Genomic DNA, 12341 nt, shown 5'->3' on the forward strand with positions numbered 1-12341 from the left:
TACCGAAACCTTTATTCGCCTTCGATCATTCCGTAGTATCGGCCCATCCAATAAGGAAGCGTAAAGGCCGTTGAATTGCTCATGTATCCATCATTGTAATCCACGCCGCCATATACGCCGTCACTAACATTCTCATCCGCAACGAACGGATTTTTGTTGTATTTGTATACTTTGTTCTCATCCGGCGGAAGCACGCGGTTAAGCAGCAGTTCCTCTTCGTCCCTTGCGCTGAAATCATCTAGATGCAGCACATCCTTGCGGGTTGAATTCATCACCGGCAGCTCAATGCGAATTTGCGGCGAGCGGTACATCATCCATACCGCCGACTCCAGGTCGACATCCGTGTTATCCTGATTCGAGAATTGGTAGACGAACGTGTACAGCGGATTGAGCTCGCGGCTCATATTTACCCACCATTGGTCCAAAATTTCCCGTAAATCCTTCACCCGGCTGGAGCCTGGGTCCTCTTCCAGTTCCAGTTCGATCAATGGCATGAACGAAATCGTAAACAAATGCTCATCGGAGTAGTTAACGGACAGCGTCACGTCCTGACGGGCGACGATGTCTTCGATCCTAGCCGGATCAGAGCTGTAATCGTCGAACTCCATATAATCGCGAGGAACGATATCCAGTCTCCGCTGCAAATGCTCCTTGGCGAAGTGGATGTATCCTTTGCCGTTTTCCGTTCCATCGTAGCTGTAATTCCACAGATTATTATAGGCTTGCTCATACTGCGCATAGTGCTCGCTGTAATCCGCTTTGCCCTTCGTTAAATACATCGTCGTTTTCAAAAAGCTCATAATTTCAATCGCGTTCAGCGGCCCGTCTTCATAGCCATAAGCAAACTCCCCCGGATTTTCCGGATCATCCTTCAGGAAATAGGAAGCAAACCATTTGGACCATGTCGTGGAATTGCCATGCGCGTCCACGATTCTAAAATCATTCGTAAGGATATGGTTCATCATCCGGTCTGCGAATTGGACCGTCAGCTCTTTCAAGTGAGCATCCTCACTGGAAGATCCGTCGAATAAATAGCGGTCTGCGTAATAGAAGAGACTGAAATGGGCCAGCACCTCATCCGCCGACGTATCTACCTTATAAATGATGTCCGTATCCGATATGCCCATGTCGCGGTACAAGGCCGCCAGCATCGGATCAAGATCCTCATTGATATCGGACTTCAAGCGCCAAGCGACGCCGGGCTCCAAGTAACCGACATTGCGCGGACCAGACACCGTCGTGTCGAATACGACAGGATAAATCCAATCCGGACCGTAGTAATTTTTGGTTCCCCAATCCGCATCATACGTTCTTCCGGTCATCGTCTCGTAAGCCTGCTTCGCTTCAAGGATTAAGTCAGGATCGGTAATCTGAAAGTTTTCAGCGCCTTTATCGCCAACAGCCTCGCGTGATTTCACCGCAAGCGCGTATCCGCCTGCTCCGGCTTCCTTCACTTCGAACCATAAGCCGCTGCGTTGCTCCTCCCCCTTCACGATGTAGGAACGCGTCGGGAAACCGTCTGCGCGGCCCGAAATTTGATTCAGCAGCAGTACCGCCTTGGTGGCTCTTGTTGCAGCAGCTTTAGCCTCCACGCGTTCTTGCTCGTTTCCTTCGCGCAGTGCTGTCTGGTAACGGAAAATCTCGCCAATGGCATATGCCGCTGTCCATAAGCCGTCATTGTCATTCGTTCTTGGCTTGCCCACATATTGTCCATTTACGATCGAATAATATTGATCCGGAATCATTCCGTTACGGTCATTGACCGTCTTCATGATATCTTCCTGAATATCCGCTTTTTCCTTCAGCGTCTTATTTTCCATAGCCAAATGGACGACGCCCTTGGCGTTCTGGATCCAGACGCCATTGCTGCCGTCGCTGTAAAGCCCGGTTACGACGTCATCGCCATTGTAGAGGTAGCGGGGGCCTGATAAATACTGCACGTAATCACGCGTATCCGCTTCGCTGAAATTCATGCGCGTAACCCCGCTTTTCGTTCCAATCCAAAGGGTATCGCCATCCTGCACGAATGCCGTCAATTGCTCCTCGCCGATCACTTTAAGCACCTGCAAATCGCTAGGTATCACCAAGGATGCCGCAAAGCCGGCTAGGATCGCGTCTTTGTCAGCTAGCGCCGAAAATTCCGAAGCGCTGTAATACTTCATGTCTTTCTGAGCCCGCTCCTCTAACGCGACGGGAGCAAATTTAGCGCTAGGCAAGGCTGCCGTGGCAGCAAAGGCGCTGAGCGGAATCGAAGCGAATACGCTGGCGCCAATAACGGCCGATACCATTGACTTGGTCCATCTTTTCATCGTGAGCCCTCCTCGTTATTTTATGGACGATTTATATTTGATTTGAGATACGGAATCTTTCGTCAGCACCCAAATGACATCGCCTTCCACAAGCAGCGCTTGAATCTCGCCCTTGAAATGCTCATCCTGGCGGAAAACCTCGACTTTGCCCGCATCCTGCTCATAAATGTTGAACCTTGTCAGCTCATTGGCCGAGGCTACCCATACCTTCCCGTCCGTATCCAATACGGAAGCAACGATATCGTCATCGCTAACCGGGAAAATCGATGGCTGTAGGGTCATCGTGTAATCAAGCGTTTTTTCGCCGATCAGCACGAGGTGATAGTTTCTAAGCTTCACAGGCACTTTCTGATCTGTAAAGCTAAAATATTTCACTGTGCCTACAGGATCCGGTGTTGGAGTTGGAACTGGAGTCGCCGTCGGTTCAGTTGTTGGTGTTGGCTCCGTTGTTGCCGTTGGAGCTGGTGTCGCTGTCGGCGTTGGCGTAACTCCAGGTGTCGGCGTCGTGCCCGAATTCCCGCCGCCCGTGCTGCCGCCAGTATTGTTCGCTGTTCCCTTCACCTCTTTGCCATTCACGATCGCCGTCAAGCCATCCTTCACGTTAACGGTGCTCACGCTTTGTTCAATCGTAACGCCGCTTGCTTGAATCTCGGCTTCTCTCACCTTGCCTGTTCCTTTTATGGAGGAGGCGCCGCCTAGCAATGCTTTGCCGATCTGCGAGGATGCGTCTACCGTTACGGATGCACCTGCGCCGGTGCCTTTGATTTCCAGTACCTCAATCTCCGCGTTGCTCAGGTCTACCACAGCTCCGCTTTCAATAACGAGCCGCTTGATCTTCCCCGTAATGCTGATGACTGCCGTAGAATCAGAAGGAGCCACCGTCACTGTGCCAACCGTATTAGGCGATTCAATGACCAGCTTGCCGGAGCGCTGGAAGACAAGGCTAGACAAAGAGCTTTCCCCTCTGATGACGACTCTAACCGGTGCCTGCTTGCGGTTTATGACCAGTTGTCCTCCGACGGTCGTGCCATCAAGCGTGACGCTGTTGACGCCGCCGCCTTCCACATAAAGGTTGCCTTTGACTGCGACCCCCTTCAACGTTGCATCGCCTTCTCCAATGCCCGAAGTCAGATATAGATTTCCGGCAATTTTAGATTGATTAAGCGAAATATCCCTTATATTCAATACCGCATTTCCGCTTGCATCGCGGTTATAGGTCCCAGCTGCATGAATCAGGTAGCCCATCACGTTATCGATCATCACTACGGCTTCCGCCCTCGTAATTTTCGCCGATGGCGCAAATTGATTGCCCGTTCTTCCCTGTGCGTACTGCTTCTCAAGCAAAGCGCTAACCGCATCCTGCGCCCATGCCGCAACCGCTTGCCCGTCGCTGAAGCCGCTATAGGCATTGGCGTTTTGCGCAGTCAGCTTGAACGCATTCGCCAGCACGACCGCGGCCTCCGCCCGCGTAATGCTCGCGGTTGGCTTCATAAGGCCCGAAGCGTCACCCTGTACGATGCCTGCGGCAAACGCTTTGGAAAATTCGTCCGCATACCACTTCGTTGCGGCAACATCCGCAAAGACTTGCGAGGAGGTGTCGCTGTAATTGAATACACGATTGACCAAGGCCACGAATTCGGCTCTCGTTATCGATTGGTTTTCATTCAAATTACCAGCTGCATCCCCTTTTAGAAGCCCTTCCGAAACCCATTCCTGCAGCGTGTCCGAAGCCCAATGCTTCGAGCTGCCGTCTGTTGCGGCGAAAGCTGCAACGGAAAATAATAACGTGCAAGCTGTCGTAAGGACGATTGCCGGTTTGCCGATTTTTCTCAACATCTACGATCCCTCCTGTTTTCTATTGAAATCCTATTGATTAAAAACCTGTTTTACTCTCTTGAAGCCTATATTCACTAGGGGTCATGGACACCGCTTTTCGAAATACCTGCGTAAAATGCCGCATATCCTGGTAGCCGACCCGCTCCGCGATATCCGTTATTTTGCAGGTCGAATGCTTAAGCAGCTCCTTAGCCTGCTCGATCCGAAGCTGAATGACATATTCCTTGTAGCCCATCCCGTTGCTTTGCTTGAACAAATGGCTGAAATAGACGGGATTCAAATATACGGCGGCTGCGACCTTCTCGAGCGTCAGGTTATTCTGGTAATTGTCCTGAATATACTTCAGCGCGGTCTGAACGATTACATTGTTGTTCGCTTCAGGCAGGCTTAGCTTTTCTACCGTCTCATCGGCTTGTGCCTGCATGAGCGTGACCTGCTTAGGGATATCGTCAAAAGCGGCCACCGGCTGTGAAACCTGCAGCCGGAACGCTCCGTTCAAGGACTGGTTCAGCTCCGTTTGCAGCTTGGCAAGCATGTCCCCGTCCTTGAACGACGCGGAAGCGAGAAACACGCCTAGCAACGAACGCTCCCCGAAGCTGACGCAAAATCCTTTGCCGCAGCTGCTCATCCACGCTGTCAGCGTTTCCTCCACCAGCAGATGCCTTCTGCGGGTATCCTCCTCAGGCAGCAGGCTGACCATAATCAGCCTGCTGCCTACGTATTCCCGTGCAATCGGAGTCATATCGTAGTGGCCGGTATCAAGTCCCGAGGCCCAGCGCTGGAATACGGCTTCCCGAATATAGTGGATATGGCGGTCAAGCTGCTCAAGCTCCACTTTGAGTGAGCGTTCGGCACGTATCGCTTCATCTGCCTCCTGCAGCAATTCAATGACCTTCTGCTTGCCGACCGGCTTCAGCAAATAATCTTTTGCTCCGTAGCGAAGTGCCTGTTGGGCGAAGGAAAAATCCGAATACGCGGAGATGACGATCCATCGAATGTCCTCGTAGTCTTTTTTCCCAACCCGCAGCAGCTCAAGCCCACCCATTCCCGGCATCATTACATCAAGGAAAACGATGTCGACCTCCGGCAGGCAAGGCAGCGCCGCTTCCCCGGAATCGGCCGTTTGCACGATGGCCGACGGAAAGGCAGCCTCAATCGTCCGCTTCACCCCATTGCGTATCGTCGGTTCGTCATCCACAATCAGAATCCTCATAACGCCGCCTCCCTGTCTGCACGCCGAATCCCTTGAAATGGCAAGGTGATAATCATCTGTGAGCCTTGGCCAACAGCAGATCGGACCGTAAGCCCGTAAGCTGTCCCGAATCGATAGGCCAGCCTGCGATGAACATTTGCGAGGCCTACGCCGGATCGCCCGCTCAAAGGTACTGAATTTTCAAACATCTCATTCATGACGGCAACCTTCTCTGGGGCAATGCCGATGCCGTTGTCCTCAATGGTGATGACGATATTCTGGTCAATGCGAGCGACCGCAATTCGGACAATCCCTCCGCTCCCCGCATGGCCAATGCCATGTATGACGGCATTCTCGACGATCGGCTGCAGGGTCATTTTCGGCAGGGTCAGATCGAGACCGTACTCTTCGCCTTCGAATTCGAATCTCAGCTTATTTCCGAAACGTGCCTGCGTAATGAGCGCATAGCGCCTGATCTGCTCCATTTCTTCCCCTAGCGTCGCTGAGGAGCCATTCGACCAATCGCTGCTGTAGCGAAAAATGCTCGATAACGCTAACACGACATTGCCTAAATACTCGTTGTCCTTCTCATCGAGCATCCAATACACCATATCGAGCGTATTGTAGAGAAAATGAGGATTTACCTGGGATTGAAGCGCATTCAATTGTGCGATTTTCTCGCTCTCGGACACCTGATTGTTTCGTTCAATCAGCTCGTTAATGCGCCGAACCATCTGATTGAAGCCCTCGGTCAGCAGCTCGGTTTCCTTGAACGATTTTAAAACCGGGGCTTCCTCGAACCTTCCTTGGCCAACCAGTCTCATATGCCGCATTAATTGCTTGAGCGGCGCCGTAAACGTAACCGAGACCAGCAAGGCGAATACGAGTGATACCACCAGCAAGCCGATCGTCAGACCGGTTAATAACCGTTGGATCGTATTGATCTCGACCGTCAAGTCGGATACCGGCGTTACGCTTACCGCATACCAGTTGTTCGTATTCAGCTTGGACACGACAATCTGCTCATCACCCGCGACAAAACGGCTGGACGTAGCGTTCTCGATCATGGGCAGCATGAAGCTTGGTTTCGACTGAAGCAAGGATACATCCAGATGGGCGATGACCTTATCCGACTCAGCAAGAAACGAGATCGAATGGTCTGTGACATTCATATTGCTCAAAATCGTCTGCAGCGCGTTCGGCTTAATCTCGATCAGCACCATGCCAATCGAATGGGATTTGTGCAAGTCCGTCAGCTTTCTTCCAAAGATGAATACGGGCCCCTTCTCGTTCTGATCGATAACCGAATGCTGCCTCATGCCAATCCATACGGTTTCTCCTGCCGATTGCTTAATCTGCTCATACCACGCCCGGCTGGCGAAGTCCGGGTCGATCACTTGCGTACTGCTTCCATAGCTGTACAAGCCATTGTCCAGATTAAACAGGTGGATGCCCAGAACATCGTCCCAAGAATAATAGATTGATCCCAGCGCGTTCGTAATGGTCCTCTCGTTGATTGCCCTAACCGCTGAGTTCGACTCTTTCTTGCCGAGCAGGCGCTGTATATCGGTGTTTGTAACGATCGATCGGCTTAAGCTGTCATAGCCCTTCAAGAGCAACTCGACATGCTCGCGTGCCTGGGACACGTTTTTGTAAGCCGCGTCGCCAAGCATGCTGTTGATTTGCTCGGTTGAGCGCTTCGAATACGATAATGAAAAGACGATAAGCAGGCAGAACGAACATGCAGAGAATAAAAGAAATAACCGTGTGCCGAATGAACGGAATTTGAACATTGTCATCATTATTGAACACCTTTTTCGTCGCAATATAATGAATAATGTCCGCATTATAACACGATATTTCAGCCTTTTATCGCTCCTGCAACCATTCCTTTCGTTATTTTTTCAGACAGTATGAAATAAATGGTTATAACTGGTATTGCACCCATTATTAAATAGGCTCCAATGGCTCCATGATTCGTTGAATACTGGCTGAAGAAGCTGTAAATCCCGAAAGGCAGCGTTTTTAAGCTTATTTTAGAAATGAAGGTCGAAGCCAGGATATACTCGTTCCATACGTCAATAAACGTCAGAATCGTCACCGTCATGAGCGGAGGAGCAATGATCGGCAGCATAATGTTAAAGAAAATGCGATAGACCGATGCCCCATCCATGCTCGCGGACTCTTCGATTTCACGGGGCACCGTCCGGAAGAAGCCGGATAGTATAAACACCGCGATCGGAATCGCAAAGGCGATATACGGCAGAATGAGCGAGAGATGCGTATTCAGAATGCCGATATTTTTGAAAATGACTACCAGCGGCAGCAGCGTCGATTGAATGGGAATCATGATGCCGATCAGGAAGAGCAGCATGACTGCCTTGCCCCATTTCCAATTGAAACGGGTAATGGCATACGATACCATCGCGCTTAATACCAGAGTGAACAGCAGCGTAATGCTCACCACGATCAGGCTGTTCGTTAAATACTGCAAATAATGTCCCGCGGTATAAGCCGAGGAGTAATTATCCCACTGCAGCGTGGCTGGCAGCGACAGGAATTGTCCCGACATAATCTCCTTATTCGTCTTGAATGAATAAAGCAGCAGCCACACCAGCGGATACACCTGTGATACAAATAGAACGGAAAACAATATCCATACCGCGATTTTTCTCATTCGGTCCACCTCATTGCCTGTTATTCCTTCCCTTGCTTCCCGTGCATGTGCAGCTACTGCATGCTATCCTCGGAGCTTTTGAACAATTTATTGAGCAGCACCGTTGCGAGCAAACATTCGATAACCAGGAAGATGGAGATCGCGCTCCCGTACCCGTATTCCAGCGCCGCAAATGTCTTGTTATACATATGGGTCGAGATCACCTCGGTCGCGTGTGCCGGACCGCCCGCGGTCATTACCATCACCATGTCGAATACCTTCAAGGAGCCGATTACGGCTAGAACCATCGAGATTTTGAAGACGGGAACGACGAGCGGGAACGTGATGTAGCGGTCTGCTTTCCAGCCGTCCGCCCCGTCGATTTTGGCTGCTTCGTATACCTCCTGCGAAATATTCTGTATCCCGGTGAATTGAATCAGAATATGGTAGCCCAGATACTGCCAGAGCGATACGAAGAACAATGCAAAAATCGATACCTCGGGATCGGCAAGCCACGTTCTCGTCCATGATTCCAAACCTACGAAATCAAGCGCATTGTTCAGCAGTCCGCCAAGAGAAGCCGGATTATAGATCGATTTCCAAAGCTGCCCGATTACGACCACCGAGAGAATGACCGGCAGAAAGTAACTCGACACGAGGAAATTGGGCTTGCGCACATAACGGGTCAGAAGCACGGCAATGAGCAAGGCGATGGGAATCTCAGCCATGGAGAAGAAAGCAAACATGATCGTTCTCCATACCGATGGCCAAAAGACAGGATCATGAGCCAGCATCGTTGAATAGTTGGATAGGCCAACGAACAGCTTCTCTCCGATGCCGTTCCATTGGAACAAGGAATAATAGGCGGCGACGGAAATCGGTACGAATACGAGCACCACATATAAGATGAGGCAAGGGAGAACGAAAACCGAAAGGGTCAGTTTTGAAATTTTGGCGGCGTGCATCGAATTATCCTCTCCCTTGCATGAGCTGGTTTCGTTTACTGGTTGTTGGTTTCAAATGCATTTTGATGCTCTCGAGCGGTATCTTCCGGTGGAATGGAGGATACGAACAGATTTTGAATGCTGTTGAGATGCGTCTGCGTCGTACTTGGATCCATCGTATTATCGAAAGCAATATCTCCGCCTTTTACCTTCTTGAAAATATCGAGTACGTCAATTGCCAGCTGCGAATACCCAGCCTGTGCAAAATCCCCCTGCACGACTTGCGCCACGCCAACCGCGTTTTTGAATTCAAACGATACCTTCGGATAATTCGTCATGAAATAATGAAGAAAATCCTTCGCTTCTTCCAAATGCGGGCTGTTCGCCGACAAAGCAAAGCCTGTGCCCGGCCCCAGCATGTATTCATCCAGATCGCCTTTACCGTCTACCGTAGGGAAAGGGAATACGCCAACCTTGCCTTTGATTTCCGCGTCATCCATGGCCCCGGTCGCCCAAGTGCCCATGAAATACATCGCCGCTTTGCCGGAAGTAAATAGGCTCTCCGCCGAATCGTAGTCGTAGGATGTCGCCCCTTCTTGGAAGCCCTTAGCTTCGATAAACTCACGGAACTTTGCCACGGATTGAACAAACGCAGGGTCCATGAAATCCTTCGTTTTCGCTTGAACATCGCTCAAGTAGCCCGGACCCGCCAGACGAAGGAGGATATTCATGAAGAAGTAGGAACCCGTCCATGTTTCTTTCTCGCCGACTACCATCGGGATAATTTGTTTGCCGTTAAACGTTTCTGCCGCCTGGATCAAATCGTCAAAGGTCGTTGGGATAGCTACACCCGCCTGCTCAAACAGTTCTTTGTTGTAATAAATGACGGCAATATTGTTGCCATCTGGCAGCGCGTACACATTATCATCGAACGTATAGTAATCTAAAATGCCGCTATGAAAGCTGGCGCCGAGACCGTCACGGTCCAGAATATCATTGAGAGGCGCCAGCTTGCCGCCCTCGACGAATGGCGCCATCTGCGCCGCTGCGTTCACAACCGTAATATCCGGCATATCATTGGATGCCGCTTGCGTTTTTAGTTTAATTTTTTGCTGGTCGATATTAAGGGAATCGACTTCGATCTTGATGTTCGGGTTAGCTGCCATGTAATCATCCGTAATTTGTCTCATCACCTTATGCTGCACATCGGTAGCATCGGGATAATGATTTTGAAAGGTCAGGGTAATCTGTTTCTTGGATTCCCCACCTTCCTTGACGGCCGTGGTTGGCTGCTCCGTGCCGCCATTGTTTCCGCTGCATGCGGTCAACACGAATAGCAGGCTGCACATCAGCAGTAAAGCAGACTTTCGTTTTGCATGATTCAAACCTTTCATCCCCCTTGTCGAACGTTGTCATTCCTATCTACAATTATGGCCCCGCCCGCCTCCACTGACTATGCGTAAACTATAGGGAGAATGTTCAATTATTATAGAAATGTAAAGAAAACACCCCTGTGAACATACCAAACAAAAAAAGGCCTTCCAATAATAGGAAGACCTTCTTGTTTGCTCAATCTTAATGATCTGCGATTGCTACCCAATGCCCCTTCTTTACTTCAACAAAAGTCGAGTGCTCCAGTCCGTAAGGGTCGGCTTTGGAGGCTTCGGTATGCGGCACTGCTTTTTTCAACGATTCAACCTTTGGATCGGGTACGGGAATCGCCGCGAGCAGCGATTTCGTATAGGCGTGAATCGGATTGGCGTACAGCTCCTCGCTTTCGGCAAGCTCGACGATTTTCCCCTTATACATCACCGCGACGCGATCGCTGATATGCTTGACCATCGATAAGTCATGAGCAATAAACAGATAGGTCAGCCCCAGCCGCTGCTGGAGCTCCTCGAGCAGCTTCACAATCTGTGCTTGTATGGAAACGTCCAATGCGGATAACGGCTCATCGCATACGATAAACTCCGGCTCAACGGCCAGCGTCCGTGCGATACCGATCCGCTGGCGCTGCCCGCCGGAAAATTCATGGGGATACCGCAGCGCATGCGAAGCATCAAGCCCCACCATCTCCAGCAGCTCCTCTACGCGTCTTTGACGCTCCTGCTTCGTTGTCGCTATCCCATGCACATCGAGCGCTTCGCCGATAATATCAACAATGCGCAACCTTGGATTGAGGGAGGCATATGGATCCTGGAAAATCATCCCCATATGCCGCCTCATCGTCTTCATTTCCGTGCGGTTCAATTGCTGCAGCGGAATGCCCCGATAGAGCACTTCGCCTCCTGTCGCCTCGTTTAATCGAAGAATCGTGCGGCCAGCCGTCGACTTGCCGCTACCGGATTCGCCAACCACGCCAAGCGTCTCGCCTGCCCGGATATCGAAGCTTATATCATTAACTGCCTTAACAATTTGTCCTTTGCCCATATCGAAATATTGCTTAAGCGCCCGCACCTGAAGCAGCGGCACATCATCCGCCTGCCTAGCGAGCGCCGGAGCAGGCTTTGCCTTTTTCTTCTCGTTCAGGCGAGGCAACGCGTTAAGCAGCTTGATTGTATATGGATGCTGCGGATTCGCAAAGATCTGCTCCGTCGTTCCCGTCTCGACGATCTCGCCGTCTTTCATAACGACAACACGGTCACACATGCCCGCGACTACGCCAAGGTCATGCGTAATGAGAATAATGGAGGTTCCCAGCTGCTTCTGTATATCCTTCATCTGATTAAGAATCTGCGCCTGTATGGTCACATCGAGCGACGTAGTCGGCTCGTCGGCGATGAGCAGCGAAGGCCGGCATGCGAGCGCTATGGCAATCATAACCCGCTGACGCATACCACCGGAGAACTCATGGGGATACTGTAAGTAGCGAGCTTCGCTATTTGGAATGCCTACAAGCTTCAGCATCTCAATCGCTTCGGCTTTCGCCTGCTGCTTGTTCAGCTTCCGGTGCTTAATCAAGCTCTCTTCAATTTGCTTGCCGATCCGCATCGTCGGATTAAGGGAGGACATCGGATCCTGGAAAATCATTCCGATATCCCGGCCTCTGATGCCTTCCATCTCCTTATCGGACTTAAAGGCCAGGTTCTGCCCTTGGAATAGCACCTCGCCATTCTTTACCATAGAAGGCGGCGATGGCAGCAGCCTCATAATCGTGCGGGCAGTAACGCTCTTCCCGCTCCCGGACTCACCAACGATGCCCAGCGTCTCGCCTTTATGAACTTCAAAGCTGACATGGCGAACGGCTTCTATTTCCTTGTCATGAGAAAAGAATGATACTGATAAGTCGTTAACTTGAAGTAATGTATGCATATCGTCACCTACGTTGTTATTATTTTCCAATAAAAGCCAAAAAGATTTCAAAAAGTAAGTAACTAATTTATATCTCAACCCTATTATATATT

The 12341-nt window shown here is 50.6% G+C and carries 8 protein-coding genes; all 8 read right to left on the reverse strand.

Features of this window, described 5'->3' with window-relative positions; genetic code table 11:
• Window positions 1-11 precede the first annotated feature (11 nt).
• The 8 genes from AC0YN3_RS23060 to AC0YN3_RS23095 all read right to left on the reverse strand — a co-directional run bounded on the left by AC0YN3_RS23060 (window position 12) and on the right by AC0YN3_RS23095 (window position 12249).
• Entirely contained in the window at window positions 12-2309 is a 2298-nt protein-coding gene (locus tag AC0YN3_RS23060) for a hypothetical protein (protein ID WP_475777298.1), read from the reverse strand.
• Between the two features lie 15 nt (window positions 2310-2324).
• Entirely contained in the window at window positions 2325-4145 is a 1821-nt protein-coding gene (locus AC0YN3_RS23065) for an S-layer homology domain-containing protein (RefSeq protein WP_475777299.1), read from the reverse strand.
• 37 nt (window positions 4146-4182) lie between these two features.
• Window positions 4183-5358 carry a response regulator transcription factor gene (locus AC0YN3_RS23070; RefSeq protein ID WP_475777300.1) on the reverse strand — a complete coding sequence of 392 codons (1176 nt, stop codon included), beginning with the start codon at window positions 5356-5358 and terminating at the stop codon, window positions 4183-4185.
• The gene (locus AC0YN3_RS23075) at window positions 5355-7139 is read right to left on the reverse strand and encodes a cache domain-containing sensor histidine kinase (protein ID WP_475777301.1); all 1785 of its coding nucleotides are present in this window, start codon (window positions 7137-7139) and stop codon (window positions 5355-5357) included. Before AC0YN3_RS23075 ends, AC0YN3_RS23070 begins: the two co-directional genes overlap by 4 nt.
• A 59-nt stretch (window positions 7140-7198) precedes the next feature.
• Entirely contained in the window at window positions 7199-8014 is an 816-nt protein-coding gene (locus tag AC0YN3_RS23080) for a carbohydrate ABC transporter permease (protein ID WP_175598084.1), read from the reverse strand.
• Between the two features lie 53 nt (window positions 8015-8067).
• Window positions 8068-8958 carry a carbohydrate ABC transporter permease gene (locus tag AC0YN3_RS23085; RefSeq protein ID WP_139993136.1) on the reverse strand — a complete coding sequence of 297 codons (891 nt, stop codon included), beginning with the start codon at window positions 8956-8958 and terminating at the stop codon, window positions 8068-8070.
• A gap of 35 nt (window positions 8959-8993) precedes the next feature.
• Window positions 8994-10322: an extracellular solute-binding protein gene (locus AC0YN3_RS23090; protein ID WP_475777302.1), complete on the reverse strand. Its 1329-nt coding sequence runs from the start codon at window positions 10320-10322 to the stop codon at window positions 8994-8996.
• A 190-nt stretch (window positions 10323-10512) separates the two neighbouring features.
• Window positions 10513-12249, reverse strand: a complete 1737-nt coding sequence (locus AC0YN3_RS23095; RefSeq protein ID WP_475777303.1) for an ABC transporter ATP-binding protein — start codon at window positions 12247-12249, stop codon at window positions 10513-10515.
• Window positions 12250-12341: the final 92 nt, after the last annotated feature.

The sequence above is a fragment of the Paenibacillus sp. J22R232 genome (assembly GCF_056269165.1).